The 26,331-nt window shown below is 68.0% G+C and carries 29 protein-coding genes; 10 read left to right on the top strand and 19 right to left on the bottom strand.

Annotated features, from left to right (window positions below; genetic code table 11):
* Positions 1–64 precede the first annotated feature (64 nt).
* Positions 65–226, bottom strand: a complete 162-nt coding sequence (locus LXM88_RS11135) for a hypothetical protein (protein ID WP_262542199.1) — start codon at positions 224–226, stop codon at positions 65–67.
* 243 nt (positions 227–469) lie between these two features.
* On the opposite strand from LXM88_RS11135, the gene LXM88_RS11130 reads away from it, so the two are divergent.
* Genes LXM88_RS11130 through LXM88_RS11120 form a run of 3 tightly spaced genes read left to right on the top strand, consistent with a single transcriptional unit; the run spans position 470 to position 3,969 of the window.
* Positions 470–1,513 (top strand): Fe(3+) ABC transporter substrate-binding protein, encoded by a 1,044-nt coding sequence (locus tag LXM88_RS11130; RefSeq protein ID WP_262542196.1) that lies wholly within the window; start codon positions 470–472, stop codon positions 1,511–1,513.
* Complete coding sequence (locus LXM88_RS11125) at positions 1,503–3,191, top strand: ABC transporter permease (RefSeq protein WP_262542194.1); 1,689 nt, start codon at positions 1,503–1,505, stop codon at positions 3,189–3,191. The genes LXM88_RS11130 and LXM88_RS11125 overlap by 11 nt, the downstream gene beginning before the upstream one ends.
* A 4-nt stretch (positions 3,192–3,195) precedes the next feature.
* Positions 3,196–3,969 (top strand): ABC transporter ATP-binding protein, encoded by a 774-nt coding sequence (locus tag LXM88_RS11120; protein ID WP_262542192.1) that lies wholly within the window; start codon positions 3,196–3,198, stop codon positions 3,967–3,969.
* 47 nt (positions 3,970–4,016) lie between these two features.
* Here LXM88_RS11120 and LXM88_RS11115 read toward each other — a convergent pair whose 3' ends face one another.
* The 4 genes from LXM88_RS11115 to LXM88_RS11100 form a co-directional block, all read right to left on the bottom strand.
* Positions 4,017–4,487 (bottom strand): Lrp/AsnC family transcriptional regulator, encoded by a 471-nt coding sequence (locus LXM88_RS11115; RefSeq protein WP_011351482.1) that lies wholly within the window; start codon positions 4,485–4,487, stop codon positions 4,017–4,019.
* A 257-nt stretch (positions 4,488–4,744) separates the two neighbouring features.
* A complete protein-coding gene (locus LXM88_RS11110; protein WP_262542177.1) occupies positions 4,745–5,386 on the bottom strand; it encodes an NAD(P)-dependent oxidoreductase in 642 nt (213 codons plus the stop codon).
* 126 nt (positions 5,387–5,512) lie between these two features.
* Positions 5,513–5,968, bottom strand: coding sequence for an Rrf2 family transcriptional regulator (locus tag LXM88_RS11105; protein ID WP_262542175.1), 456 nt, complete (start codon positions 5,966–5,968; stop codon positions 5,513–5,515).
* 91 nt (positions 5,969–6,059) lie between these two features.
* Positions 6,060–6,488 (bottom strand): hypothetical protein, encoded by a 429-nt coding sequence (locus tag LXM88_RS11100; RefSeq protein ID WP_262542174.1) that lies wholly within the window; start codon positions 6,486–6,488, stop codon positions 6,060–6,062.
* A gap of 194 nt (positions 6,489–6,682) precedes the next feature.
* Here LXM88_RS11100 and LXM88_RS11095 point away from each other — a divergent pair, with 194 nt between their 5' ends.
* From LXM88_RS11095 to LXM88_RS11080, 4 genes are all read left to right on the top strand, one after another.
* Positions 6,683–7,018: a hypothetical protein gene (locus tag LXM88_RS11095; RefSeq protein ID WP_262542172.1), complete on the top strand. Its 336-nt coding sequence runs from the start codon at positions 6,683–6,685 to the stop codon at positions 7,016–7,018.
* Between the two features lie 12 nt (positions 7,019–7,030).
* A complete protein-coding gene (locus LXM88_RS11090) occupies positions 7,031–7,294 on the top strand; it encodes a hypothetical protein (protein ID WP_262542170.1) in 264 nt (87 codons plus the stop codon).
* Entirely contained in the window at positions 7,282–8,475 is a 1,194-nt protein-coding gene (locus LXM88_RS11085; RefSeq protein WP_262542168.1) for an ammonium transporter, read from the top strand. The genes LXM88_RS11090 and LXM88_RS11085 overlap by 13 nt, the downstream gene beginning before the upstream one ends.
* A 165-nt stretch (positions 8,476–8,640) precedes the next feature.
* Positions 8,641–10,605 carry a PhoX family protein gene (locus LXM88_RS11080; RefSeq protein WP_262542166.1) on the top strand — a complete coding sequence of 655 codons (1,965 nt, stop codon included), beginning with the start codon at positions 8,641–8,643 and terminating at the stop codon, positions 10,603–10,605.
* A 212-nt stretch (positions 10,606–10,817) separates the two neighbouring features.
* On the opposite strand, the gene LXM88_RS11075 is transcribed toward LXM88_RS11080, so the two are convergent.
* The 13 genes from LXM88_RS11075 to LXM88_RS11015 form a co-directional block, all read right to left on the bottom strand.
* The gene (locus tag LXM88_RS11075; RefSeq protein ID WP_262542164.1) at positions 10,818–11,411 is read right to left on the bottom strand and encodes a type II secretion system protein; all 594 of its coding nucleotides are present in this window, start codon (positions 11,409–11,411) and stop codon (positions 10,818–10,820) included.
* Positions 11,412–11,455: 44 nt separating this feature from the next.
* Entirely contained in the window at positions 11,456–11,845 is a 390-nt protein-coding gene (locus LXM88_RS11070; RefSeq protein WP_262542162.1) for a type II secretion system protein, read from the bottom strand.
* 9 nt (positions 11,846–11,854) lie between these two features.
* A complete protein-coding gene (locus tag LXM88_RS11065; protein ID WP_262542160.1) occupies positions 11,855–12,412 on the bottom strand; it encodes a type II secretion system protein in 558 nt (185 codons plus the stop codon).
* A 3-nt stretch (positions 12,413–12,415) separates the two neighbouring features.
* Entirely contained in the window at positions 12,416–14,713 is a 2,298-nt protein-coding gene (locus tag LXM88_RS11060; protein ID WP_262542157.1) for a type IV pilus secretin PilQ, read from the bottom strand.
* The gene (locus tag LXM88_RS11055) at positions 14,714–15,334 is read right to left on the bottom strand and encodes a hypothetical protein (RefSeq protein ID WP_262542154.1); all 621 of its coding nucleotides are present in this window, start codon (positions 15,332–15,334) and stop codon (positions 14,714–14,716) included.
* Positions 15,331–15,897, bottom strand: coding sequence for a hypothetical protein (locus LXM88_RS11050; protein ID WP_262542152.1), 567 nt, complete (start codon positions 15,895–15,897; stop codon positions 15,331–15,333). Before LXM88_RS11050 ends, LXM88_RS11055 begins: the two co-directional genes overlap by 4 nt.
* On the bottom strand, positions 15,894–16,424 hold the full coding sequence (locus LXM88_RS11045; RefSeq protein WP_262542150.1) for a hypothetical protein: 531 nt from the start codon (positions 16,422–16,424) through the stop codon (positions 15,894–15,896). The genes LXM88_RS11050 and LXM88_RS11045 overlap by 4 nt, the downstream gene beginning before the upstream one ends.
* Complete coding sequence (locus LXM88_RS11040) at positions 16,421–17,323, bottom strand: hypothetical protein (protein WP_262542148.1); 903 nt, start codon at positions 17,321–17,323, stop codon at positions 16,421–16,423. Before LXM88_RS11040 ends, LXM88_RS11045 begins: the two co-directional genes overlap by 4 nt.
* Positions 17,304–19,025, bottom strand: coding sequence for a GspE/PulE family protein (locus LXM88_RS11035; protein WP_262542147.1), 1,722 nt, complete (start codon positions 19,023–19,025; stop codon positions 17,304–17,306). Before LXM88_RS11035 ends, LXM88_RS11040 begins: the two co-directional genes overlap by 20 nt.
* 16 nt (positions 19,026–19,041) lie before the next feature.
* Positions 19,042–20,244 (bottom strand): type II secretion system F family protein, encoded by a 1,203-nt coding sequence (locus LXM88_RS11030; protein WP_047900254.1) that lies wholly within the window; start codon positions 20,242–20,244, stop codon positions 19,042–19,044.
* Between the two features lie 55 nt (positions 20,245–20,299).
* Positions 20,300–20,707 carry a type II secretion system major pseudopilin GspG gene (gspG, locus tag LXM88_RS11025; protein WP_174383213.1) on the bottom strand — a complete coding sequence of 136 codons (408 nt, stop codon included), beginning with the start codon at positions 20,705–20,707 and terminating at the stop codon, positions 20,300–20,302.
* A 224-nt stretch (positions 20,708–20,931) separates the two neighbouring features.
* On the bottom strand, positions 20,932–21,606 hold the full coding sequence (locus LXM88_RS11020) for a response regulator (RefSeq protein ID WP_262542144.1): 675 nt from the start codon (positions 21,604–21,606) through the stop codon (positions 20,932–20,934).
* 192 nt (positions 21,607–21,798) lie between these two features.
* Positions 21,799–22,320: an SCO family protein gene (locus tag LXM88_RS11015; RefSeq protein WP_262542141.1), complete on the bottom strand. Its 522-nt coding sequence runs from the start codon at positions 22,318–22,320 to the stop codon at positions 21,799–21,801.
* Here LXM88_RS11015 and LXM88_RS11010 point away from each other — a divergent pair.
* Positions 22,319–22,960, top strand: a complete 642-nt coding sequence (locus LXM88_RS11010; RefSeq protein ID WP_262542139.1) for a hypothetical protein — start codon at positions 22,319–22,321, stop codon at positions 22,958–22,960. The genes LXM88_RS11015 and LXM88_RS11010 overlap by 2 nt on opposite strands.
* Before the next feature lie 53 nt (positions 22,961–23,013).
* Positions 23,014–24,243 carry a sensor histidine kinase gene (locus LXM88_RS11005; RefSeq protein WP_412524134.1) on the top strand — a complete coding sequence of 410 codons (1,230 nt, stop codon included), beginning with the start codon at positions 23,014–23,016 and terminating at the stop codon, positions 24,241–24,243.
* Between the two features lie 51 nt (positions 24,244–24,294).
* On the opposite strand, the gene LXM88_RS11000 is transcribed toward LXM88_RS11005, so the two are convergent.
* Positions 24,295–25,080 (bottom strand): response regulator, encoded by a 786-nt coding sequence (locus tag LXM88_RS11000; RefSeq protein ID WP_262542136.1) that lies wholly within the window; start codon positions 25,078–25,080, stop codon positions 24,295–24,297.
* A 543-nt stretch (positions 25,081–25,623) separates the two neighbouring features.
* On the opposite strand from LXM88_RS11000, the gene LXM88_RS10995 reads away from it, so the two are divergent.
* Positions 25,624–26,253: a lytic transglycosylase domain-containing protein gene (locus LXM88_RS10995; protein WP_262542134.1), complete on the top strand. Its 630-nt coding sequence runs from the start codon at positions 25,624–25,626 to the stop codon at positions 26,251–26,253.
* Positions 26,254–26,331 lie beyond the last annotated feature (78 nt).

Genomic DNA, 26,331 nt, shown 5'->3' with positions numbered 1-26,331 from the left:
CCGCGGACTTCCCCCCCTTCGCTTGCGCGATGCGCACGGCCCGGCCGGGCCGCGCACCGGCACGTCAGTGCGATGCCGCGCTCGCGGCCTCGGCCGGGTGGGCCTCGTCGTACGCGCGCTTCTGCGAAACCGCGTTGTACAGGATCGTCCCGATCACGAGCAGCACGGCCACGACGATCAGGATGCTCACGTTGCGGACAGGGTTCTTCTTGCGCTGATCGTTCATGGTCGGTACGTCTCCGGTCAAATTCGTCGAAGCGGGCATTCTACGCGCTTGCGCCACCGCCGCGCCGTCCCGTTTCCGATCCCCGCCCCTGCCTCCCCTGCCGCTCGCCGCAAGCTTTCATTTGATAATCGTTCCCATTTCGATCTAGAATCCGGAGTCTTTCATTATGTAATGTTCCGGGTCGCTCGGGCGGCAGGCGCGCCCCGGAACGCTCCCTCGTCCACCTGCCCCATCGGAGTCTCCATGTCGAATCCGCGCACCCGCCTGCTGCCGCTCGCCGGCGCCCTCGCCCTTGCCGCGGCCGCATTCGCGCCGCTGGCCCATGCGGCCGAGGAAGTGAGCCTGTACACCACCCGCGAGCCGAAACTGATCCAGCCGCTCATCGACGCGTTCACGCAACAGAGCGGCGTCAAGGTCAACACGGTGTTCGTGAAGGACGGCCTGCTCGAGCGCGTGAAGGCCGAAGGCGCGCAGTCGCCGGCCGACGTGCTGATGACGGTCGACGTCGGCAACCTGCTCGATCTCGTCGACGGCGGGCTCACGCAGCCGGTGCGCTCGAAGGCGCTCGACGACGCGATTCCCGCGAACCTGCGCGGCGCGAACGGCGACTGGTACGCGCTGTCGCTGCGCGACCGCGTGCTGTACGTCGAAAAGGACCTGAAGGTCGACGCATTCCGCTACGAGGATCTCGCCGATCCGAAATGGAAGGGCAAGGTCTGCATCCGCTCGGGCCAGCATCCGTACAACACGGCGCTCGTCGCCGCGATGATCGCGCACGACGGCGAAGCCGCGACCGAGAAATGGCTGCGCGGCGTGAAGGCGAACCTCGCGCGCAAGGCGACGGGCGGCGACCGCGACGTCGCGCGCGACATCCTCGGCGGCATCTGCGACGTCGGCCTTGCGAACGCGTACTACGTCGGCCACATGAAGAATGCCGAGCCGGGCACCGACGCGCGCAAGTGGGGTGACGCGATCAAGGTCGTGCGGCCGACGTTCGCGAACGCGAAGAGCGGCGGCACGCACGTGAACATCAGCGGCGCGACGGTCGCGAAACACGCGCCGCACAAGGCCAACGCGGTGAAGCTGCTCGAGTACCTCGTGTCGCCGGAAGCGCAGGCACTGTATGCGCAGGCGAACTACGAATACCCGGTGCGCGCGAACGTGAAGCTCGACCCGGTGATCGCGAGCTTCGGCACGCTGAAGGTCGATCCGCTGCCGCTGGCGGACATCGCGAAGCATCGCAAGCAGGCGAGCCAGCTCGTCGACAAGGTCGGCTTTGACAACTGACGTATCGTCCGCCGGCGCGCGCCGCCAGCCGTATCGGCCGCGCCTGCGGCCGCGCTCGGGCAGCCTGTGGCTGCTCGCGGCGCTGGCGATCGCCGCGGCGGTCGCGGCGCCGCTCGCGGTACTCGTGGCCGCCGCGTTCGACGCCGATCTCGCGCACTGGCGGCATCTCGCCGAATTCGTGCTGCCGCAGGCGCTCGTCAATACGCTGCTGCTGCTCGCGGGCGTCGGCGCGATCGTGTCGATCGTCGGCACCGGCTGCGCATGGCTCGTCACCGCCTACGACTTTCCCGGCCGCCGGATGCTGACGTGGGCGCTGCTGCTGCCGCTCGCGGTCCCCACCTACATCGTCGCGTTCGCGTATCTCGACCTGCTGCACCCGATCGGCCCCGTCCAGGGCGCGATCCGCTGGCTGCTCGGCTTCGACAGCCCGCGCCAGTTCCGCCTGCCGGACCTGCGTTCGCTGCCCGGCGCGATCTTCGTGCTCGGCTTCGTGCTGTATCCGTATGTGTACCTGAGCACGCGCGCGATGTTCGTCACGCAGTCCGCGAGCCTGCTCGAAGCCGCGCGCACGCTCGGCGCGGGGCGCGTCACGACGTTCTGGCGTGTCGTCGTGCCGCTCGCGCGGCCCGCGATCGCGGTCGGCGTCAGTCTCGCGCTGCTCGAAACGCTGAACGACATCGGCGCGTCGGAATTCCTCGGCGTGCAGACGCTGACCGTGTCCGTCTACACGACGTGGATCACGCGCTCCGATCTCGCCGGCGCCGCGCAGATCGCGCTCGCGATGCTCGCGATCGTCGTCGGGATGATCGTGCTCGAACGCTACGGGCGCCGCCGCCAGCGCTACGCGCATGGCCGGCGCATGCGGCCGATCGCAGCGCGCCAACTGACGGGCGCGGCCGCGTTGGGCGCCGCCGTGCTCGGCTGGCTGCCCGTGCTGCTCGGCTTCGGCGCGCCGGCCGCGTACCTCGCGGTCGAGACCGGCAAGCGGCTGCATCTCGTCGGCGGCGTGTCCGCACAGTTGATGACGGGGCTCGCGAACACTCTGACGATCGCCACCGCCGCGACCGCCGCGACGCTCGCATGCGGGCTCGTCGTCGCATGGGCCGCGCGCGCGCAACGCGACAGCGCCCGCGCGGGCCCTGCCCGCGTGTGTGCACGGATCGCGAGCCTCGGCTACGCGGTGCCGGGCACCGTGCTCGCGATCGGCCTGCTGATCCCGTTCGCGGCGGCCGACCGGCTGTTCGGCGCGATGCTCGGCCGCGACGGACTGATGCTGATGGGCTCGGCGACCGCGCTCGTGATCGCTTACACCGTGCGCTTTCTCGCGATTCCGGCCGGCAGCATCGAGGCCGGCCTCGCCCGCATCCCGCCGTCGCTCGAGCAGGCGTCGCGCTCGCTCGGCGAGACGGCCGGCGGCACGCTGCGCCGCGTGCACCTGCCGCTGCTGCGGCCCGCGCTCACGACGAGCGCGCTGCTGGTGTTCGTCGACGCGATGAAGGAACTGCCGGCGACGCTGCTGCTGCGTCCGCTGAATTTCGACACGCTCGCGACCTGGCTGTATGCGGAAGCCGCGCGCGGCACCTATGAGGAAGGCGCGGTCGCCGCGCTCGCGATCGTGCTGGCCGGGCTCGTGCCCGTGATCCTGCTCGCCCGCACCCGCCACAAGATCGGAGCCTGAACCCGTGAACCTGCTCGAACTCGACGACCTCTGCGTCGCCTACGACACGCCGCAAGGCCGCCGCACGGTGGTCGACGGGCTGAGCCTCGCGCTGCCGCGCGGCGATATCGGCTGCCTGCTCGGCGCATCGGGCTGCGGCAAGACCACCGTGCTGCGCGCGATCGCCGGCTTCGAACCCGTGCGCATGGGGCGCATCGTGCTGGACGGCGCGCCCGTCGCGGCGCCGTCGCTCGACGTGCCGCCCGAGCGGCGGCGCATCGGCATGATGTTCCAGGACTACGCGCTGTTCCCGCACCTGAGCGCGGCCGACAACGTCGCGTTCGGCCTGCGGCGCCTGCCGAAGGCCGAACGCCTGGCACGCGTCGCGGATATGCTCGAACTCGTCGGCCTCGCCGAATCCGGCAGCGCCTATCCGCACGAACTGTCGGGCGGCCAGCAGCAACGTGTCGCACTCGCGCGTGCGCTCGCACCGTCGCCGGAACTGCTGCTGCTCGACGAGCCGTTCTCGAATCTCGACGTCGATACGCGCGAGCGGCTCGCGTTCGAGCTGCGCGACATCCTGAAGCGCACGGGCCATACCGCGATCCTCGTCACGCACAACCAGGCCGAAGCGTTTGCGATCGCCGACCGGATCGGCGTGATGAAGGACGGCCAGCTCGCGCAATGGGACACGCCGTATGCGCTGCATCACCATCCGGCCAGCCCGTTCGTCGCGGATTTCGTGCGCCGCGACGCGCTGGCCGACGAACGTGCGCGCGCGCTGGCGCGCGGCCGCTGAGTCCGCGCCGCCGGCGCGATCCGCAACGGTGCCGCGTCGGTCGCGCGTCAAGCCGGCTCGGCAAGATCGCGCACGGGCAGCGCGGTCGAATACTTGATCTGCTCCATCGCGAACGACGAGCTGACGTCGAACAGCGGCACCGCGCGAATCAGCTGCTTGTAGACGCGGTCGTAGTCGTCGATGCCGGCGACGACGACGCGCAGCAGGTAATCGGTCTCGCCGCTCATCCGGTAGACCTCGACCACTTCCGGCATGTCGCGCACGGCCTGCGTGAAACGCTGCGCCCATTCCTCGGTGTGCTGGTTCGTGCGGATCGCGACGAACACGGTCGTGCCGACTCCGAGCTTGCGCGGATCGCACAGCGCAACCTGTGCGCGTATCGCGCCGGTTTCCTTCAGCCGCTGCACGCGCTTCCAGCACGGCGTCTGTGACAGGTTCACGCGCTGCGCCAGTTCCGCGATCGGCAGCGTGGCATCCGCCTGCAACAGCTCCAGCAGCTTGCGATCGATGGCGTCCATTTCTCCAGTCCCTCGTAGATAGAAATTTATTCTATGCATGCTGCACAACGGGGAACAATATGGAAACCGCCTGTCTGCGTCGACCGGTATAAATACCAATCCGGTACGAGCATCCGCCGCGCGCCGGCACGCGTCCGTCCAGGCGAAAAAGGCGACTCCACCCGTCAAGGTGGAATCGCCTCCAGTGCCGCCCGTTGCGGCTTGCACGCCGCGGCCGGGCCAGGCCGGCCCTCACGCGTCGCCAGCCGCCCGACCGCTCAATACGCGACCGTCGCGATCTCGCGCACGAAGCTTCCTTGCTCGAGCGCATCGACGAACGCGACCGCGTAGTCTTCCGCCGAGATCTTGCTGTTGCCCTGCGCGTCGACGATCAGCTTGCCGGCACCCGTGCGGAATGTGCCCGTGCGCTCGCCCGGCGCGATCATCGCGGCCGGCGCGAAGAACGTCCAGTCGAGATCGCCGGCCGTCTTCAGGTAATCGAACGCATCGCGGTGCGCAAGCGCGACCGCCTTGTACGCTTCCGGGAAGCCGTCGCTGTCGACCAGCTGCTTGCCGGGCGCGACTTCGAGCGAACCGGCGCCGCCCACCACGACGAGCCGCTTCAGGCCCGCCTGACGCGTGCCGGCAACCAGCGCCTTCGCCACCGCGACGACCTTCGCCGCATCGTCCTGCTTCGGGCCGTACGCGCTCGCGACGACGTCATGGCCCGGCAGCACGGCCGCGATGCTGGCCGCGTCGAACAGGTCGGCCGCCTTCGCGGTGATGCCGTCGCCGGCCGCACCGGGATTGCGCGACAGCGCGGTCACGCGATGGCCGCGCCGTGCGGCTTCCGCTGCGATGCGCGAGCCGATCATGCCGGTGGCGCCGAACAGCGCGATATTCAAGGTACGTTGCGTCATCATGATTCTCCGAAAAATGTTACCGAATTGATTACATATAAGACCGAAAAAAAACAGGGCGAATCCCCCGTTGCGCCGATCGCCGCGCCTGCGCGCCGCCCGGCTTCCTGCACTGCCTGCCGCCGGTCACCCGCTGGTGCGCCCTGCCCGTTGCGTACGCTGCTCCAGATCCAGCACATCCGCCGTTACGTCGGCCAGCGTGCGCGTGGCGAGCGATGCCTCCATCGCGCGCTGCGCGTCGCCGATGTAGTCGATCAGCACGCCCTGGATATGCCGCCCGACGAGACACGCGGGATTCGGCGCCTCGCGGTGCAGCGCGAACAATTGTGCATCGTCGACCGCGCGATACACGTCGAGCAGCGTGATCCCGCCGGGCTCGCGCGCGAGCAGCGCACCGCCGCCCGCGCCGAGCTGCGACGTGGTCAGCCCCGCGGCTGCCAGCATCGACAGCAGCCGGCGGATCAGCGCCGGATTCGTGTTCACGCTGCCCGCGATGATGTCGGACGACAGCGGTACGCCTTCCTGCATCGACAGCAAGGCGAGCACGTGGACGGCAAACGCGAACCGGCTGCTGGTATTCATTCCTGACTCACTCGACGACGCCGGCCCGGACTGCGGCCGGCGACAATATGTAACCATAATAATTACATTTTGCGGATTGCGCAAGCCCGCATCATTCTCCGCTTGCGGGCTTCGCGCCCGAAGCGTTCTGCTGGCTCCACTGCTGGAGCTTCTTGCCGGCTTCCGCGATTTTCGCACCGGCTTCCGACGCCGCGTGCCCGACGACCGCGGAAGCCGCCGCGTCGATCTGCGCCTGCGCAGCGGACGCGAGACCGCTCGCGGACAACGGCGGCACGGCCGACGCCGCGGACGCGATACCGGCCTTCGCGGCGTTGATCTGCTGGTTGACGGTGCTCGCGACCTGGTCGAGCGCCTTGGCCGCGTTGTTCGCGGCATCGGCGGCCGCGCTCGCGGCCGTATCGGGTTGGGCGACCGGCGCGCCGGACTTCTCGCAGCCCGCGAGCAGCAGCAGCGCACCGGCAGCCACGGCCGCCAGTGCGAACCCGGGCACGCGACGCGCCCGCGATGTCTTCATGTTCATCAGCAATCTCCGGCCGCGCGTCGCACGGCCTCGTGGTTGGACCGACGTCGATGATACCGCCTGTGGAACAGGCCCAATGACGACCCGTGATTAAAAATGCCTTTCAATTTCGGATTTGTCTGATTCACTCGCACGCGCGACGTCACTAAAGTGGGCACGCTTCAATCCGTTTCGTACGTGTCCCCTTTTCCCTCATGGCTTTCCTCGTCGACTGGCTCATCGCCCTGGCCGCGCTGCTCGCCGCCACCCTGTTCCTGTGCCTGCGCCGGCCGTCGGCGCGCCGCCTGGCCGAGGCCGGACGCCCGCGCCGCGTCGCGTCCGCGCGCCTGCTCACGCAGGCCGTGATCGCCTTCTGGACGGCCGCGCTGATCGTCGCGCAAGGCATCCTCGGCTCCGGCGGCGACGGCCAGTCGCTCGCGGGCTTCGCGGCGCTCGCGTTCGGCGCGTTCGGGCTGACGACCGCCGCCGCGTACTGGTCGGCGTGCGCGTTGCGGCTGCGCCGGCCGCGCGAACTGTTCGCGCGCCACTGACGCGCCAGATCGGTGCGCAACGGCATCTGCCGGCGCACCACGCCGCACCGGTTCGCACATCACGCGCACCAGTTCCGCACGCGCCGCACCACGCGCGTGCACATGATGGGCCCCCGGCTCGCGCCGCGCGTGCGCCGATACCGGGCACGATTCACCGGAATGCCGCGCCGCATGGTGCCAGAGCACCAATTCCGCGCGACCGTTCACCAAGTTGGCTCGATACTTGCGTTCCTTGCCCGTTTTTTGCGCAAGGAAGCCACGGCATGGTTGGTCTGAAATCCGGCGTCGACACACTGTTCCTGTTGATCGGCGCCGTCATGGTGCTCGCGATGCACGCGGGCTTCGCATTTCTCGAACTCGGCACGGTCCGCAAGAAGAACCAGGTCAACGCGCTCGTGAAGATCCTGGTCGACTTCTCGGTGTCGACGCTCGCGTATTTCTTCATCGGCTACACGATCGCGTACGGCGTCGAGTTCTTCGACGACATCGGCACGCTTTCCCAGCACAACGGCTACGCGCTCGTGCGCTTCTTCTTCCTGCTGACCTTCGCGGCGGCCATTCCCGCGATCGTGTCCGGCGGGATCGCCGAGCGCGCGAAGTTCAACCCGCAGCTCGTCGCGACGCTGATCATCGTCGGCTTCATCTATCCGTTCTTCGAAGGGATCGCGTGGAACGAACGCTACGGCGTGCAGGCCTGGCTCACGCACGCGTTCGGTGCGCCGTTCCACGATTTCGCGGGCTCGGTCGTCGTGCATGCGTTCGGCGGCTGGGTCGCGCTGCCGGCCGTGCTGCTGCTCGGCGCGCGCCACGGTCGTTACGCGAAGGACGGCCGGATCGCCGCGCACCCGCCGTCGAACATCCCGTTCCTCGCGCTCGGCGCGTGGGTGCTCGCGGTCGGCTGGTTCGGCTTCAACGTGATGAGCGCGCAGACGCTCGACAAGATCAGCGGCCTCGTCGCCGTGAACTCGCTGATGGCGATGGTCGGCGGCACGCTCGCCGCGTGGATGGCCGGCCGCAACGACCCGGGCTTCACGTACAACGGGCCGCTCGCGGGCCTCGTCGCGGTGTGCGCGGGCTCCGACGTGATGCATCCGATCGGCGCGCTCGTCACGGGCGCGGCGGCCGGCGCGCTGTTCGTCGCGATGTTCACCTGCGTGCAGAACAAGTGGCGCATCGACGACGTGCTCGGCGTGTGGCCGCTGCACGGGATGTGCGGCGCGCTCGGCGGCCTCGCGGCCGGCGTGTTCGGCCTGCCGGCGCTCGGCGGCCTCGGCGGCGTGTCGTTCCTGTCGCAACTCGTCGGCACGCTCGGCGGCATCGCGATCGCCACCGCCGGCGGCACGCTCGTCTACGGCGCGCTGAAAGCGACCGTCGGGCTGCGCCTCGACCGCGAAGCCGAATTCGACGGCGCGGACCTGTCGATCCACCGCATCTCGGCGACGCCCGAACGCGATTGAGCGCCTGACGGACGCCCGACACATCATTACGCTTTCAATTCAAAAAACTTTCATCGAGCGTCCTTACACTTCCGTCCAGTTTTCAATTTGCCTTCGCGAAGCTTGCCGATCGCCTGCTTCCGTTTCGCGAAGGCCATTCTTCCAACAACTGAAACTGGACTCCACATGCCCGCGTTGCCCAATGCCGCCCGTCGTCAGGCCCTGAAGATCCTCGCCGGCGCGCCGATGCTGCCCCTTTCCGGACTCGCGCTGCCGGCCCTGCTGACGGGTTGCGGCGGCGACGACAATCCGGCGTCGACGCCGGCCCCGGTCGCTGCCGCCTATACGTCGGCGGCGTTCTCGGCGATGGCCGCACCCACGCTCGACAACGCGGCCGCAATGGCCACGACGACGGTCGGCTCGACGCTGTCGGTGTCGTTCTCGGACGGCTCGTCGCGCAACTTCAAGCTCGCGTACCGGCCGTTCTTCGTGACCGGCGACATGGTGCCGGACGGCAAGGGCGGCACGACGCTCGCGGGCGGCTACTACGACATCAACAACCAGCCGATCATCGACCGTTCGGTAGCCGGCAAGGAGCGCCAGTTCTATTCCGACTGCCCGGACGGCAGCTCGCTGCTCACGCTGAAGAACGCGAATGTGCCCGGCGTGAAGGGCAACACGGTGTTCGCGGTCGTGCAGTTCGAATACACGACGCGCGACCAGGCCAGCGCATCGCAGTACGGCCAGTTGCCGTCGCCGATCGCGGTGCTCACGCTCGACCAGGATCCGGCCAGCGGCGCGCTGAAGGTCGTCAAGTACCACAACGTCGACACGTCGAAGGCGCACGGCCTGTGGATCACCTGCGGCGCGAGCCTGTCGCCGTGGGGCACGCACCTGTCGAGCGAGGAATACGAGCCGGACGCGACGAAGGCCGCGACCGACGCGCAGTTCAAGGCGTTCAGCAAGAACACGTTCGGCGACGAGACGAAGGCGAACCCCTACCACTACGGCCACCTGCCCGAGATCACCGTGAACGCGGACGGCACGGGCACCGTGAAGAAGCACTACTGCCTCGGCCGCATCTCGCACGAGCTGATCCAGGTGATGCTGGACCAGCGCACCGTAATGATGGGCGACGACGCCACCAACGGCGGCCTGTTCATGTTCGTCGCCGACAAGGCGGCCGACCTGTCGGCCGGCACGCTGTACGTCGCGAAGTGGACGCAGACGTCGTCCGCCGGCGCGGGCACGGCGACGCTCACGTGGATCAAGGTCGGCCATGCGACGAGCAGCGAGATCGAAGCGCTCGCGAACACGCTGAAGGCGTCGGACATCATGGACCTGACGACCACCGACCCGAACGATGCGAGCTACACGAAGATCCACTTCGGCGGCAGGTTCAACTGGATGCGCGTGAAGCCGGGCATGGAAAAGGCGGCCGCGTTCCTCGAGACGCACCGCTACGCGGCGCTGCTCGGCGGCAGCATGGCGTTCACGAAGCTCGAAGGCACGACCGTGAACGCGAAGGACAAGATCGTCTACACGGCGATGTCGCGGATCGAGACGTCGATGGTCAAGGGCAACGCGGTGTCGCGCGACGTCGCGGTGGACAAGAAGATCGCCGCGGGCGCCGTCTACGCGCTGAACCTGAAGGGCAGCCAGCGCGACACGGCGGGCAGCGCGATCGACAGCGAATGGGTGCCGGTCGACATGGGCGCGCCGGCCGCGCTCGTCGGCGAGGATCTCGCCGCGGCCGACGGGCTCGGCAACCTCGCGAACCCGGACAGGATCGCGAACCCCGACAACCTGAAGTTCTCCGAAAAGCTGCGCACGCTCTTCATCGGCGAAGACTCGGGCATGCACGTGAACAACTTCCTGTGGGCCTACAACGTCGACACGAAGTCGCTCGTGCGCGTGCTGTCGTGCCCGGCCGGCGCCGAATCGACGGGCCTGCACGCGGTCGACGAGATCAACGGCTGGACCTACATCATGAGCAACTTCCAGCACGCGGGCGACTGGGAATCGCCGCTGCACGACAAGGTCAAGCCGACGCTCGACCCGCTCGTGCGCGCGAACTTCAAGGACCGATTCGGCGCCAGCGTCGGCTACCTGACGGCCGAGCAGACCGGCATCAAGCTCGCGAAGGCCTGACCGCTTCGCGCGAGGGGGGCCTTGCGCGTGGCCGGGCGCCCCTAACCGGGCGTCCCTAGCCGGGCGCCCCTAGCCGGGCGCCCCTAGCCGGGCGCCCCTTTCTTCATCACCGTTCATTCGTCGGCGCTCCACGCCGGTTTGTGCGCGATGCCCAATGCGGGCATCGCGCTTTTTTTGCGCGCACGCCAGCTCGCGCGGCGACCGGTCGCCCGTCAACGCAGGCCGGACGGCGCCCGCCCCGGCAGGTAGCCGCCCGCGAACCCGGACAGGCTCGGGAAGCTCGCCGCCTGGGCAGGCGCGGCCGCGGCCGCGGACGCCGGCGCGGCATCGCTGGCCGGCAGGCTGAGGCCGGGCGCGAGGTACAGAAACTTCCACTTGCGGTAGGTCTCCTCGCCCTCGAAGTCCATGTAGCGCAGTGGAAATCCCGCCCGCTTGACCGTCGCCTGATCCGAGTTGCTGTATACGCCATAGAAACGATCGTCCCGCCACAGGAACGCCCAGTCGTTCTGTCCGGTAATCGGATCCGGATAGGCGCGGCGCAGATGATGCGCCGGCTTGACGAACCGGTTGTCGTCCAGCAGGTCGTCGACGGTTTGCGGGTACGCGCGCGCCAGACGGTAGTAGCGGACGATCGCCTTCCGGTACTGATCGCCGGCGAACAGCAGTTGCCGCTCGTCCTCGCGGCGCCGTTGCAGCGACCAGACATCCAGCGCCCCTGCCAGCGCGATCGACATCAGCATCAGTGCGATCAGCAGCGCCAGCAGCACGAGCCCGCGCTGACGCGCGGCACGCGGACGGCCGCGCATCGCGCGCGCGTGCGCGCCGTCGCGCGCCGTCCGGCCGGCCCGGTTCATTTCGCCGCCCCGGTCGCGGTCGGCGGTGCACCCTGCGGGCTGCTCGCGGGCGCCACGTCGTAGACGCCCGGCTTCGACTCGTCCGGCGACGCGACCGCCGCCCATTTGTCGTCGCCATTCACCGGGTCGAGCGGAACCGAACGCAGATAGTGCTTCGCGACCAGTTCGTCGAGCGTCTCCGGGTACTGGCCGTTGTCGCCGTAGTACTGGTCGATCGCATTGCGCATCACCGCGATGTTCTGCTGCCGGACCTGTTCCTTCCCGCGCTCGATGCTGTGCATGTAGCGCGGCACGGCCAACGTCAGGAGCAGGCCGATGATGGCCATCACGACGACGATCTCGATCAGCGTGAATCCGCGGAACCTGCGCGTGCGAGCGTGTTTCATGTTGCACCGTCACCATTGTTTGTACGGGATGCCGTTGATGCCGACGACCGCGGATTTCGACGTCACGTCGAACACGTCCTTGCCGGCCTCGGTGCTCCCGGACGTATCGCCGGCCGGTGGACCGCCGGCCGCAGGATCCAGCGGCGTGCCGTACGCGCGCACGTCCCAGGTCTCCTCGGCGGGGGTGTCGGGATCGCCGGCGAAGAACGGATCGCGCGGCACCCGGCGCAGGAACATCAGCAGGCCGCCCTTCGGATCCCGCGCGTTCTTCACGCCGGTCACCAGCACGGTCAGCGACGGCGGATAGCCGGACGCTTCCGCTTCCTTTTCGATCTGCCCCGCATCGCTTGCGTCCTTGTACGCGTCGAGCGCGGTGCGGATCTCGCGCAACGCGGTGCTCAGCTCGTGCTCCTTCTGGCGCTGCACGGCCAGCTCGGAAAACGGCATGACCGCGAGCGCGAGGATCGCCACGAGCGCGAGCGTGATCACCATCTCGATCAGCGTGAAGCCACGCTGCCCGGGATGGCCGGTGCAGCCGCTGCGCGTCGTGCCGGTCCGGGTAGCCACGGTTCAATTCCCGTTCTGAATCGGATGAAGCGGGTTTTCGTTCGGGATATCGCCCGCCGGCATCTGCAGCGTCGGAGGCGGCGCCGCTGGTGCTGCTGGCGCGGCCGGTGCCGCCGGCGCGGCAGCCTGCACGGCCGGCGCCGCCACCGGCGTCACGGTCGTGCCCGGGGCCGGCGCGACTTCGTTGCCCGCCGGCCCGGCCGCCTGCGCCGCGCCATCCGCGGGTGCCGCGCCCGCCGCGGGCGCGGGCAGCGCGGGCTGCGGCCTCGCGAAACGCCCGCCGTACGGTTCGGGCGGCGGCGTCGTGCGAGGCGCGGCAGGCATCTGCCCGAACGCGCCGCTCTCCGGCGACGGCTGCGCCCGGATCGCCGCCGCCTCCAGCGGCGACGGCGCCCTGCCGCCCGTGGTGCCGCCGCCCACGCTGCCGGGCATCGGCTTCGTCGCGGGCGTCGCGGCCGTGGCCGCGGCATCTTCCGCGTTCAGCGCCACCGGATCGAGCCGCAACTGGTCGGCGTGCACGTTGACGTCGGTGCCCGACCACACTTCCTGCGTGTCCGCATCCGCCGCAACCTGCGGCCGGACGATGTGCGGCGTGATCTGCAGCACGATCTCGGTCTTCTTGTGATCGCCTTCATGATCCGAGAACAGGCGGCCGAGCAACGGCAGCTGCCCGAGCCCCGGCACCTTGTTCGCGTTGCGGCGGTCCTCGTCCGAGATCAGCCCGCCCATGATCTGGGTTTCGCCGTCCCGCAGGCGCAGGCTCGTCGACGCGCTGCGCGTGCCGATCTGGTACGCGAGCGAGTTCAGCCCTTGCGAATTGCTGCTCTGGATCGTATTGGTGATGTTGCTGACCTCGAGATTCAGCTTGATGCCGACGTCGCCGTCGCGATAGACCTGCGGCTCCACCTCGAGCTTGATGCCGACATCGAGGTACTGGATCATCTGCGTGAACGACGGGCCGCTCGTGCTCGGCGTGCTCGAGCTCGAGATCACCGGCACCTTGTCGCCGATCATGATGCGCGCCTTCTCCTTGTTGCGCGTGCGGATGCGCGGGCTCGCGAGCAGGTTCGCGTCGGTGTCCGTCAGCTTGAAATCCGCGGTGGCGGACAGGCCGCTGACATTCAGCGCATTGACCGGCAGATGGTGCAGCGCGCCCCAGGTATTCGCCGTGCTCGGCGTCGATACCGTGAACGAGTTGGGCCAGTTGATGCCGAGCTGCGACATCCGCTCGTGCGACACCTCCAGCACCTCGACCTCGAGCATCACCTCCGGCTCCGGCAGGTCCTGGGCCGCGATCATCTCGTCGGCGACCTTGATCATGTCCGGCGTGCCGCGGATCGTCACGGTGTTCGCGTGCTCGTCGATCACGGCCTCCTTCACCTTCAACAGGCTCTTGAGCAGCGACTGGACCTGCTTCGCGTCGACGTTCGACAGCTGGAACGTGCGCACCTTGAGCTCCTGGTATTCGAGCTCCTTCGCGGGCGTCGCCGGGTAGATGAACAGCGTGTTGGCGTTCATCTGCTTCTTGTCGAGCTGGTTCTGCAACAGGATCATGTCGACCGTGTCCTGCAGCGACGCGTTCTGCACGAAGATCGTCGTCTTCAGGTCGGCACGCACGTCGCGGTCGAAGATGACGTTCAGCCCCGACGTCCGCGACAACGCCTCGAACACCATCCGCACGTTCGCATCGCGGAACTGCAGCGACACCGGCGTGCGCATGATCGACGAAGCGGCGAGCTTGTCGTCCCGTTCCGAGTGCTGCTGCCGGCGCTTGTCGTCGAGCTCCGATTGCATCCGCTCGGCCATCGTATTGCTCGGATCCTCGACCAGCACGCGATGCACCCGTTCGGCCGCCTGCGCGTACGAGCCGCGCTTCATCATGCGGTCCGCTTCCTGCAGGATCGCCAGATGCTTGCGGTCCTGCTCGATCATCGTGCCGATCCGGCGGGCGCGCTCGCTCGACGGATCGAGCTGGGTCGCCATGTAGTCGGACCGGGCCGCATCGTCGAACTGGTTCTGCTTGCGGAACTGGTCGGCGTTATCGAGCAACTGGTTGACTTCGGCGTTGCGCGCGTGCAATGCGTCGATCTTCACCTGCGCGTTGGTCGGATCGTCGTGCACGTTCGGCACATGCGCGCAGCCGCCGCACGCGAGCAGCGCCACGGCGATCGCCAGCGCGCGTTTCGTCGCGATCCGGCTCGCCGGCGCGTGCCGGAAATCGAACGTCGTGAAGGGCGAAAGGCAGGTCGATGGGCCGCTGTCCCCAGCGCGGCGCACACCCCGTGTGCATGAGGTTTTCATCTACTTTTCCCTTGGAATGGCCACCACCTGCACCTGGTTCAGCGGCAGATAGGTCAGCACCACGTTCGACTCCGAAACCGACTCGACGCGATACTGGCCATCGATCACGTCACCTGGCGAAACGATCAGCAACTGATCGCCGTTGCTGAGAAATACATGCGGCTTCGCCGCCTTGGCGTCCTGCTCGCCGACATAGGTGAACGGCACCGGCGGCGCCGACGGCGGCGCCGGGCGCGTGTCGGGCAGCGTCGGCACTACGACGGGCGGCGGCGGCAGCCATGACGACGCCGTGAACGGGTCGTGCGCCGCTTCGATGGACACCGGCGCGCGCAACGCGGCGAGCTTCTCCTGCGGCGTCGCCGCTGCCGTGCCGGCCGACGCCGGTCGTGGCGCGGCCGCGGACGCGGGCACCGCGGCGTGCGCGGCCGCCGCCGGATGCGCGGCGGTCCGTGCCGGCGGCGTATGCCCGGCGTCGCGATGCAGGCCGCCGAATGCCGGGACCGGCGCCGGCTGCTGCATCGCCGCGACCAGCGCGCGATACCCGGCGCCGGCGACGAGGACGCAGCACAGCGCCAGCGCGATGCGCCGGTGCGATGCGGGCTTCATGACGGCGGAAATCATGGCTGGGCGCTCCGGTAGATGAGTTCGAAGCGCACGCGCGCATCGAGGATGTTGCTGCCCACCGCGGGGCGCTCGACGTGGATTTCCTGCAGCGCCGCGTTCGGCACGTTGTTGAGCACCGACGCCAGAAATTGCCGGATCGCGCCGTACTGATCCTTGACCGGCAGCAGCACCTGATAGCGCGCGAAGCGCGCGCCCGACTCGGTCGTCACCTGGTACTCGGCGGAACCGAGCGTCAGATGGCTGTCGCGCGCCTGCGCGAAGATCGACGCGATGTCGTCCGCGCTGTGCGAGAACCGCGGGAACAGCTCGGGCAACGTGTCGAGCGCCACCGCGTCCGCCTGCGCGCCGCGCGCCTCGACCGGACGATGGCCATGCGCCGGTCGCACGAGCCCGGCCGGCGCCTGCATCGCACGCGTATCGGCTTCCAGGCTCGCGATCGCCGCGACCGCGATGGCCGCCGCGCCGATCAGCAGCAGGCCGACCAGTCCCGGCAGACCGAATGCGCGCCGCAACTCGAAACGCAGCGTGGCCAGGCGGTCCGTCAACCGATCGGTTTTCATGACGTCCTCCAGACGGCCGTGATCTGGAAACGCACCGGCTTGCCCGGTACGTTGTCCTCGACGAGATGACCGGTGAGCGTCGCTTCGCGCAGCACGACGCTCGTCTGCAGATACTTCAGGTACGCGATCATCGCGTCCGGATTCTTCGCTTCGGCCGTGATGCGGATCTGGCCTTGCGCCGGGTTCTGGTCGATGCCGATCAGCGCGACGTCGTGGTCGGGATAGTCCTCGACGAGCGAGAACAGCGTCTGCCACGGCACGGTCAGTTCGCGCAGCACCGCCTGGCTCTGCTTTTCCGCGAGTTTCGCGGCCGCCGTCGGCGGCGGCTTCACGACGTGCCGCTGCGCGAGCGTCCGATGCTCGGCGGCCTCCACGTTCGCCCGCGCGCGGCCGTTCTCCGCATACGCATGCCACAGCCATGCGCCGCACGCGGCCCACAGCAGCACGGCGACGCCCAGCAGGATCACCCCGCTCGTCCCGGTGCGGGCACGGCGCCGGCAAAAGTCGATATCGAGCATCGGCATCATGGTGCGTACTCCATCAGCCGGCACGCGGGCGACGCGTCGGGCGCCGGCCCCGGCAGCCGTACCGCGGCCGCGAATCGCGCGCCGAACGGCGCGAAGTCCGTGTCGATTCCGGTCAGATAGACCGGGCAGTCCTCGCGCTTCAGGCCGGCCCGCGTTGCCGAACGTTCGAACAACTGCTCCGCGAGTTCGGCCAGCCGCGACGCGTCGCCGGACTCGCCGGGAAAGAGGCGTTGCGCATCGTAGGCGGCCCAGCCGCCTCGCTCGATCATGACCGCCTGCATCAACGCATCGGCGACGACAATCAGCAGCGCATCGGCGCCGGCTTTCACCGCGATGCGATTCAGCGTCTCCGGAAGACCCGATCTCAGGCTGCGGATGCGGACCCGGGCGGCAGCCCCCGCGTCGTGGATGCCGTCGTGCAGCGTGCGCGACAGCGCGCCGGCGAACAGCGCGCGGCCGCCCTGCTGCACGCAGAAGCGCACGACCAGCGATGCACCGTCGATCCCGTACGTGTCGGAGAAATGGGCAAGCACGATTTCTTCGAGTTCGCGCATGCGCAACGCGCGGAAGTCGCCGCGCAATATCGCGTGGTGGCACCAGAAATCGTCGAGCACGACGTGCGCGCCGCGCGTCGGCGACCTTGGGACGCGCGCCTGCCCCTGCGCGGCGGCGGCATCGGCCGTGCCGCCGGGCGTTGCGGGTGTCGCGGCCAGCGCGGCGCGCAGCGCGTCGAGCACGCCCGTCTCGCTGCCGAACTGCGCGTCGGGAATCGCGACGCTGACCGGATCGGCGGCGAACGCGCGCTTGCGCAGTCGCCACAGTGCGGGCGAACGGATGCCGACGACGATCTCGCGCGTCCCGACGCCGATTGCAAGCGGGTTATTCAACCATCGTGACACGATTGATCTCCTCGAGCGTCGTTTCGCCGCGCCGCACCAGTTCGATGGCCGCCGACCGCAACGTCGTCATCCCGTGGCGCAGCGCCGCCGCCTTGATGTGCCCGAGCGGCGCGCGCTCCGACAGCAGTTGCCTCAGCTCGTCGTTCATGCGCAGCGCCTCCGCGATCGCACGCCGGCCGCGATAGCCGCTGCCGCGGCACATCGCGCATCCCGCGCCGCGACGAAACAGGTAGCTGCCGGCCGTATCCGGGTCGATGCCCGAGCGCACGAGCGCATCCGCGCCCACGTCGTCGTCGGCCAGGCAATCGGGGCAGCACTGGCGCAGCAGCCGCTGCGCGATCACGCCGTTGAGCGCGGAGACGAAGCTGTACGGATCGACCTCCATGTTCGTGAAGCGGCCGATCACGTCGAACACGTTGTTCGCGTGCACGGTCGTGAACACCTGGTGGCCGGTCAGCGCGGCCTGCACGGCGATCTGCGCGGTTTCCGGATCGCGGATCTCGCCGACCATGATCTTGTCCGGGTCGTGCCGCAGGATCGACCGCAGCCCGCGCGCGAAGGTCAGGCCCTTCGCCTCGTTGACCGGAATCTGCAGGATTTCGCCGAGCTGGTATTCGACCGGATCCTCGATCGTCACGATCTTCTCGAGACCGTTGTTGATCTCGGTGAGGATCGCGTAAAGCGTCGTGGTCTTGCCGCTGCCGGTCGGCCCCGTGACGAGCAGCATCCCGTACGGCATCGACGCCACCGAGCGCATGAAGCGCGTGTCGCCCGGCTGGAAGCCCAATGCCTCGAGCGTCAGGCCGCCCGCGGCCTGGGACAGCTGGTAGCGGTCGAGAATCCGCAACACCGCGTCCTCGCCGAACTGGTTCGGCATGATCGACACGCGGAAATCGATCTCGCGCCCCGCGTACATCGCCTTGAAGCGTCCGTCCTGCGGAACGCGGCGCTCCGCGATATCGAGCTCGGAGATCACCTTCACGCGGGACAGGACCTGGTCGGCGACATCCCGGCCGTCGACGCGGCCCACCACGGTGAGCACGCCGTCGACACGGCACTTGATCATCAGGCCGTTCGCGCGGCATTCCAGGTGGATGTCGCTCGCGAGCATCTTGAGCGCGTCGTAGATCGTCGAATTGAGCAGGCGCACCACCGGACTGTCGTCGCTGCTGATGCCCTGCAGCGTCAGCGCGAGCGACGCCGGATCGGGTGCGTTCTGGATCGGATCGTCGAACGCGAGCGAGTCCATCGCGCGGATATCCTTCTCGCGCACGGTCAGATACGCGTTGAGATCCCCGGCGCTCGCGAGCGCCCAGCCGTACGGCACCGCCGGCCGCGCACGCATCCGGTGTTCGACCCAGCCGCGCGTGCGTGCATCGAGCGGATCGGCGATCGCGAACAACCGCGCGTCGCCGCCCTCGGGATCGCGGAAGCACACGCACAGGCGCGCCGTCGCGTCGACGAACGGCACCGTGTCGAAATCCGGCTCGAGGCGGCCGAGTTCACGCATCCCGATCGGCTTCATCCTGAATTGCGCGGCGAGCTGTGCGCGCATCTCGTCCGCGCCGAGCGCCGTCTGCGCCATCAGCACCTCGAGCGCGCGAATGCCGGAGCCATGTTGATTGCCAAGCGCACGCAGCACGTCGCGCAACGCGGGGCCCGCGTCGGGGAGGTCTTCCGGTGGGGGGGTGACGGTATCCACGCGTGTCTCCAGGGCTCTACTGAATGCTCGACGCGATCTCGAAGATCGGCAGGTACATCAGCACGACGATGCCGCCGATCACCACGCCGATCACGATCATCATCGCGGGTTCGATCAGTCGCGAGATCAGGTCGATCGTGCGCGACACCTGCGCTTCCTGGAACGCGGCGATCCGGTCGAGCACGGGCCCGAGGCCGCCGGTTTTTTCGGCGACCGTCAGCAGGCGGTAGCCGATCGCGTTCGCGAGGCCGGCCTGCTGGAACGCATCGGAGATCCTCGCGCCATTGCGGACCTGCTGCAGCGCGCCCGCGAGCGCGGCCTGGTCCGCGCGGCCGACCAGGCCGCGCGCCAGATCGAACGCGCGAACGGCGGGAATGCCGCCGTCGACCAGCATCGCCGTCGTGCGATAGAACTGGGACTGGCGAAACACGCGGAAATGTTGTCCGATGCCGGGCAGCGCCAGCAGGCGATCGGCGATCCAGATCCGCAGCGCCGGCCGGCGCAGCGCAACGCCGGTTGCCACGGCCAGCACCGCAAGCGCGGCCGCCAGCCCGGCGCCGTGCGCGTGCACCATGCCGCCCCACGCCATCAGCAGGCGCGACATCAGCGGCAGTTCGCGGCCGCTGTGTTCGAGGAGCGACGCGAACCGCGGCACGACGAAGCCGAGCAGAAACAGCACGACGGCCGCGCCGACGAACAGCAGCACGGTCGGATAGATCGCCGCCGACACGACACGCGCGCGCAGCTCGTGGAGCGTTGCGCTATTGCGCGAGTAACGGGTCAGGCTCGCGGCGAGGCCGCCGGTCTGCTCGCTCGCCTTCACGCACGCGACCAGCACCGGCGGGAAGATCGGGCTCGCGTGCTCGAGCGCCGCCGACAGCGACTGCCCCTCCTCCAGTTGCCGCAGCAGGTCGCGATACACCTGCGCGGACGCTTCGCGCCGCACGTTGCCGCCGAGCGTGCGCAATGCGTCGACCACGCCGACGCCCGCGTCGAGCAGCGCCGCGAGCTCGCGCGCGAACATCGCAACGTCGAACCGCGCGCCCGGCATCCCGAACCGGCGCGCGCCGCGCCGCTGCCGCCGCGCGTCCGTGCTCACCGACACGACCCGCAGGCCGCGCGAGCGCGCGAGCGCCGCCGCGGTCGCCGGCGAATCGCTGTCGAGGCGAAGCGTCTGGACCGAGCCATTCGTATCGAAGACACGCAGCACGAACTTCACGTCGACTCTCCTTGCTGACTGCTCACGACAGGCACGGCCGCCGGGCCGCGCCGCCCTACCACGACGAGATCGTCACGTTCTCGCCGGTGCCGCCGCCGCGCCCGTCCTTGCCGAGCGAATACAGGTCGTAGTCGCCATGCTCGCCGGGCGAGCGATACTGGTACGGACGGTCCCACGGATCCGCCGGAACAGCCTTCTGCAGATACGGGCCGCTCCACCGCGGCGCGCTCTGCGGCTTGTTGACGAGCGCGTCCAGCCCTTCCTCGGTCGTCGGATAGACCCCGACGTCGAGCCGATACTGATCGAGGGCCTGGCCGAGCGACACGATCTGCGCGCGGGCGATCTTCACGTTCGACTTGCCGACCTGTTCGAAATACCGTGGCGCGACGAGCCCCGCCAGCAACCCGATGATGACCATCACGACGAGCAGCTCGAGCAGCGTGAAGCCGCGGCTCGCGCGCATGCGGCGAGCAAGCCCGCCGCCCTGCCGCAGATGCTCCGGCACACCGGGCCGGATCGAGGACAATTCGTCGCGCACGGCTTTCTCCCTGTATCGCCTGCCGCTTCAGCACCGCTGAAGCCTTTGATTGCATTCTTGTTCAGGGCGATACGCGTCAGAAGTAGGGAGGGCCGTCCATCGACATGGGTAGATCCCCCCCAGTTGCGCCATGGCGCGATGGAGGGTTTTCACACACGGTCGTCGTCGGTCAGCGCGAGCACGCCGATGTCGATCGCGAAGTGGACGAGGCCGGTCAGGTTCACGATGCCGAGCTTGCGCATCAGGTTCGCACGATGCTTTTCCACCGTTTTCGGGCTGAGCTGCAGGCACTCGCCGACCTGCCGGCTCGTGTGCCCCTCGACGACGAGACGCAGCACCGTGCGCTCGCGGTTCGTCAGCGCATTCCACAAGCGCGCCTTGTGCGCGCTCGCCTCGCGCAGCCCCTGCAGGCCGGCGCGGGCCCGATACGCGTCGAGGCTGATCACGCACTTGCCCTGCATCACGAAGCGCATCTCGCGGACCAGGTCGGCGAACGACGAATCCTTGACGACGTAGCCGTCCGCGCCGGACGCGAACGCCTCCCTGACGTTGTCTTCGCTGCGATGGACGGTGAGGACGATGATCCGCGTACGCGGCGCATCGCGCTTGATCGCGGAGATCGCTTCGAAGCCGCTGCCGCCCGGCATCGACAGGTCCATCAGGATCAGGTCGGGCAGCGTCTGCGCGGCGAGACGGCAGGCCTCGAACCCGCCGCTCGCCTCGCCGACGATGCAGTAGTCGTCCAGCTCGGACACCATGTGGCTGAGACCGAGCCGCAGCAGATGCTGATCCTCGACGATCAGCACGCGATGCTTCTTTTCCAATTTCGACGCTCCCTGACGGACGCGTTGCACTGAGTGCAGTGTTCGGCGCTAATCGGCACTGATGTGCTGCGCCTTCGCGCCCGTGGCTGCGTTGCAAATCCTCGCGATGCCACTGGGCATCGCTGCGGTTTGCGCCTTGCCACGAGCACGAATCCGCTGGCACATAAGCACCGCTTGGCACCGAGCACTACGCTAGTTGGAAGCGACCACGTCGCGATAGGCCGCGAGCAGTTCGGTCGGCGTCGCGAAGCCGTCGATGCGCAGCCACGGCTGGCCGGGTGCGGCCCGCATGAACGTCACCGGCGTGTGAGCCATCTTGTCGCCGCGAAAGACGTTGAACGCGCGCTGCGCCGCGATGCTCGCCTCGACCGTGCCCGTGTAGTGCTGCCATTCGGGCCCGGCTTCGAAATGCGCGGCATAGGCCTTGAGCCGCTCCGGCGTGTCCTGCTCCGGATCGATCGAGATCGACACGATGTGCACCTTGTCGCGGTCGGGGCCCAGCTCGCCCTGCAGCCGCTCGAGCGTCTGGCTGATCATCGGACAGATGGTCGTGCAGGTGGTGTAGATGAACGTCAGGATCACCGGCCTGCCGTCGTCCACTTCCTTGACCAGCGACACGGTCTTGCCGTCGTCGCGCACGAGGTCGACCGACGGCAGCGTGTATTGGGCCGTCGAGTGCATCGTGCCCGGCATCACCGCGTGATGCATGTGCATGCCGGCTGCGGTCGCGGTCCCGGTGGTGCTTGGCGCGGTGTTTGGCGCGGTGTTTGGTGCAGCGTTTGGTGCAGCGTTTGGCGCGGTGTTTGGTGCGGCGTTTGGTGCGGAATTTTCCGTGGCGTCCCCGGTGCTGCTTTCCGCGGTTTTTCCGGGCATGCTTTCGGGTGCGTTTTCGGCGGCATTCTCGACCACGCTCCCGGCAGCGCCCTGCGCGTCGTGCTCCATGACGTGCCCGACGGCGTCCGGCATCGCGTGGTCGCCGGCATTCGCGGCGGTGTCCGGCATCGCGCTGTCGCCGGCACTCGCGGCAGCACCCGGCATCGCGTTGTCGTCGGCGTTCGCGGCAGCACCCGGCATCGCATGTTCCATCACACTCGCGGCGGAATGTTCGCCAACGTGCTCGCTGACGTTCTCGCCCGCGCCGTCGGCGACGCTATCGACGGGCGCGCACCACGCGGCGGTCGCGGCGATCGTGACGCCCGCCACCACGAATGCCCCCATCGTCGATCTGGCAATCCGTTTCATACCGACCTCCCCTGACGATAAACAAGGCAACGGCAGTTTCCGTGCCTCGTCAGCGCAGTGTCTTGAATCTGGTCGCGAGCGTCATGGGATGACGCCCCCCAAAGGCCGGTAGGGTATGTCCGCTTGCTGGAATACCCGCCGGCGACTGCCGGGATATCCCTACGCTTGCGCGCGCCTTCCCCTTGTTGCGACATGCGTCGGTCGCGTCCTAGAATGGCAGAAACCTTACGATTTCCTGAAACCTGCGCATCGGGAGCTCCCATGATTGAACGCCAGCCCGCCAGGCCACAAATCAGGCTGCTCGATCTGATCGATGCGATGCGCAAGCTTCGCGGTGCCGTGCGCGAGGACGATCGCGACGCCGGCATCGTCACCGATGCACGCGGCGCCCCCCTGGCCGTTCTCACCGCCGACGGAACCTTCGTCTCGGCGAATCGCAGCGCCGCGGCGCTGTTCGGCTATTCGAACACCGAGCTCGTCGGCAAGCATCTGTCCGACATGGCGCTCGACGATACCCACGCCGAATTGGCAGACGCATTGTCGCGAGGCACCACTTTTCCCCGTCATTCGTTCACCGCGATGCTCAGCGGGCGAACCGGCCATCCCGCGCAGTTCATGGTGCACCAGCAGGCGCTTCCCGCGACGGCAACCGGCACCCGCCTGTTGCTGACGCTGTTCGAGGAACCGCCGGCCCTCGAGCCCGAGCCGCACGATGCGGCCGCGGCGCGCTACGCGGGTGCGCCTGCCCGCCACGCGTATCTGCTGATGGGCCAGCAGAAGGAGCGCTACCGCCTTGCCGCGGAATTGCACGATGGGCTCGGTCAGGCGTTGACGCTCATCAAGCTGATGAATGAAGACGCGCTGATGCGCATTCGTCGCGGCGAAATCGACGAGGCGGCGAATCTGCTCGATTCGACGGTGCTCAGGATCCGCGAAACGATCGGCGAAGTCCGGCAGATATGCGGTGAATTGCGGCCGCCGATGCTCGACAAGCTCGGCCTGTCGGCGGCCCTCGCTTCGCTGTGCCGGCGCATCGAGCGCGACGTGAACACGCTGATGGTCGAGTTCAATTGCGATGTCGACGACGACGACATACCCGACCATCTGAAGGCGGACATGTTCAGGGTCGCGCAGGAGGCGCTCAACAACATCGTCAAGCATGCGGAGGCCACCGAGATCGTACTCGGCCTGCGCCACGACGCCGGCGGCCTGCTGATGACGATACGCGACAACGGCATCGGCTACGAGCATCGCCCGCTGACGACGGAAGACGCGCACACGGACGGGCTCGGCCTGATCGGCATGCAGCATCGCGTCGAGTCGCACGGCGGCACGTTCTCGATCGAGTCGTCGGCCACCACGGGCACGCTCGTCTCGGCGAGCTGGGCCTGCTGACGCGCGCGATCGCGGTCGGTCACGCAGTCGGTCCCGCCATCAATCCCGCCGTCAATCCTTCACGCCGCCGAGCGGATATTCGTCCAGTCTCGCATGCGCGCCGACGTCTTCCGGCGACCCGACGTCGTCGATCGAGTGAGTCGGCGCGTCGTCCGCATTCGGCTCCGCGCACTTCGCCGCGAGCGTGGTCAGCAGGCCCATGCTCATCGCGACCAGCACCAGTTCCGTCAGGTTCGCGAGATGGAGCTTGTGCATCATGCTCGCCCGATACTTCTCGATCGTCTTCGGGCTCAGGTTCAGGTATTGACCGACCTGCCGGTTGGTGCGCCCTTCGGCAATCAGCTTCAGCACGCTGCGCTCGCGCGCGGTCAGGATGTCCCAGGCCTTTCTCGGCGCAGGCATTTCGCGGCCGGTCACGAACGAGTCGACCATGTAGCCGTACACGTCCGCGCTCAGGTGCTTCTTCCCCTGCCTGACCATGCGCATCGCGAGCAGCAATTCGTCGAACGAAACGTCCTTGAGCACGTAACCGTCGACCCCCGCCCGCAGCGCCTCCCGCACATACTCCTCGCTCTGGTGAACCGTGAGCGCGATGATCCGGACCGTCGGCATCCGCCGCTTGATCGTTGCGCTCGCATCGATACCGTTCATTCCGCGCATCGACAGATCCATCAGGATCAGATCGGGAGCCAGCGTCAGCGCCTGATGACACGCCTCCTTGCCGTCCCTTGCCTCGCCGACGACCTCGTAGTCGCCTTGCGCGCACAGCATCGACCTGAGGCCATTTCTCAGCAGGTCATGGTCCTCTGCAATTACAACGCGACATTTGGTATTCACGACCGCCTCTCCCCCGTTCCTCCATTCCTGCGCGGTGTACCGTATCGGCACATCCTGCGCAGTTCCGGAAACGCTCGCTGCGTGGTTTCCCCTGCCCGGATCAATTATTGAAATTCGCGGCAACCGACAGCCATGCGTGTCGCTGCAGCAAGGATCGCGCCACCGCGCTCCGAGCCTGAGGCGGCGGCGAGCCGCATTCCGCCGGTCCGCGGCGCGACCACGCGACCCACCTGAAATGTTTCAAAACTGTATCGATTCCAGGTTTTTCAGCGCGTCAGTGTGATTACCGATGGCGGGAAAGCCACTCGTGTTTCAGCATGGATGAAAACATTCCCGCCGCGGTTACGCCAAATCGAGAAAAAACCAACGGCGCGTAGTAAGGATTGTTAATATTCGGCGATTACTGCCCATTACCCACCGTTACAGGGGTAACAGTTTTGCACCGTTTTTTGCGGCGCCGTTTGGGCCTCGAAGTGTAGGGAGGTGCCCCATTGCCGGTCCGATTTCCCATCGCCGACAATCCAGGTGCAGGAGACCTGGAAGATGCACCGCCGACCTTTATCCGGACTGGGAATCGCGATCGCTGCCGCATGCGTGGCATTCGGCTCGGCGTGGACGTGCACCGCGAACGCGCAAATATTCGGCACGGTCACCAGCACTGGCGCAATCGTCCTCACCAACGAACCCGGCACGACCGGCATGAAGGTGATCGTCGCGAGCGACGCGCCCGCCCCACCCGACATGAAGCACGCCGCCTCGAAGCTGGCCCGCGGCGCGCTGTCCTCGTTCGCCGACGTGATCGACGAAGCGAGCCGCGCGTTTCGCGTTCCACCCGAACTGCTGCGCGCGGTGATCGACGTCGAATCGGGATACAACCCGAAGGCGGTCTCGGACAAGGGTGCGCAAGGGCTCATGCAGTTGATGCCCGACACCGCGCGGCGTTTTTCGAACGGAGACATGTTCAATCCGCGCGACAACGTGCTGGCCGGCGCGCGCTATCTGCGCTTCCTGCTCGACATGTTCAAGGACAACGTCGAACTCACGCTGGCCGCCTACAATGCCGGAGAAAACGCGGTGATTCGCGCCGGCTATCGCATTCCGTCGTCGCCGCAAACGCGCGTGTATGTCCCGCGCGTGCTCGCGCGCTACAAGCGGCTCCTCGATTCGAGTTGATGTGTCCGACTGATGTGTCCGGCCGATGTGGCCGGCCGATGCTTCCGGCAATACGCGCCGCGGCGCCGCAGTCCGTGC

This window comes from Burkholderia sp. S-53 (genome assembly GCF_025560745.1).
Classification (GTDB): Bacteria; Pseudomonadota; Gammaproteobacteria; order Burkholderiales; family Burkholderiaceae; genus Burkholderia; species Burkholderia pyrrocinia.
Note: the sequence above shows the minus strand (reverse complement) of the source record. Positions and strands in the feature narration are given on the sequence as shown.

Excerpts from the sequence above, each read along its gene's own strand:
- LXM88_RS11135 (WP_262542199.1), bottom strand. The coding sequence starts at position 226 with ATGAACGATCAGCGCAAGAAGAACCCTGTCCGCAACGTGAGCATCCTG.
- LXM88_RS11130 (WP_262542196.1), top strand. The coding sequence starts at position 470 with ATGTCGAATCCGCGCACCCGCCTGCTGCCGCTCGCCGGCGCCCTCGCC.
- LXM88_RS11115 (WP_011351482.1), bottom strand. The coding sequence starts at position 4,487 with ATGGACGCCATCGATCGCAAGCTGCTGGAGCTGTTGCAGGCGGATGCC.
- LXM88_RS11110 (WP_262542177.1), bottom strand. The coding sequence starts at position 5,386 with ATGACGCAACGTACCTTGAATATCGCGCTGTTCGGCGCCACCGGCATG.
- LXM88_RS11105 (WP_262542175.1), bottom strand. The coding sequence starts at position 5,968 with ATGAATACCAGCAGCCGGTTCGCGTTTGCCGTCCACGTGCTCGCCTTG.
- LXM88_RS11100 (WP_262542174.1), bottom strand. The coding sequence starts at position 6,488 with ATGAACATGAAGACATCGCGGGCGCGTCGCGTGCCCGGGTTCGCACTG.
- LXM88_RS11095 (WP_262542172.1), top strand. The coding sequence starts at position 6,683 with ATGGCTTTCCTCGTCGACTGGCTCATCGCCCTGGCCGCGCTGCTCGCC.
- LXM88_RS11085 (WP_262542168.1), top strand. The coding sequence starts at position 7,282 with ATGGTTGGTCTGAAATCCGGCGTCGACACACTGTTCCTGTTGATCGGC.
- LXM88_RS11080 (WP_262542166.1), top strand. The coding sequence starts at position 8,641 with ATGCCCGCGTTGCCCAATGCCGCCCGTCGTCAGGCCCTGAAGATCCTC.
- LXM88_RS11075 (WP_262542164.1), bottom strand. The coding sequence starts at position 11,411 with ATGCGCGGCCGTCCGCGTGCCGCGCGTCAGCGCGGGCTCGTGCTGCTG.
- LXM88_RS11070 (WP_262542162.1), bottom strand. The coding sequence starts at position 11,845 with ATGAAACACGCTCGCACGCGCAGGTTCCGCGGATTCACGCTGATCGAG.
- LXM88_RS11060 (WP_262542157.1), bottom strand. The coding sequence starts at position 14,713 with ATGAAAACCTCATGCACACGGGGTGTGCGCCGCGCTGGGGACAGCGGC.
- LXM88_RS11055 (WP_262542154.1), bottom strand. The coding sequence starts at position 15,334 with ATGATTTCCGCCGTCATGAAGCCCGCATCGCACCGGCGCATCGCGCTG.
- LXM88_RS11050 (WP_262542152.1), bottom strand. The coding sequence starts at position 15,897 with ATGAAAACCGATCGGTTGACGGACCGCCTGGCCACGCTGCGTTTCGAG.
- LXM88_RS11045 (WP_262542150.1), bottom strand. The coding sequence starts at position 16,424 with ATGATGCCGATGCTCGATATCGACTTTTGCCGGCGCCGTGCCCGCACC.
- gspG (WP_174383213.1), bottom strand. The coding sequence starts at position 20,707 with ATGCGCGCGAGCCGCGGCTTCACGCTGCTCGAGCTGCTCGTCGTGATG.
- LXM88_RS11010 (WP_262542139.1), top strand. The coding sequence starts at position 22,319 with ATGCCGGCTGCGGTCGCGGTCCCGGTGGTGCTTGGCGCGGTGTTTGGC.
- LXM88_RS11015 (WP_262542141.1), bottom strand. The coding sequence starts at position 22,320 with ATGCACATGCATCACGCGGTGATGCCGGGCACGATGCACTCGACGGCC.
- LXM88_RS10995 (WP_262542134.1), top strand. The coding sequence starts at position 25,624 with ATGCACCGCCGACCTTTATCCGGACTGGGAATCGCGATCGCTGCCGCA.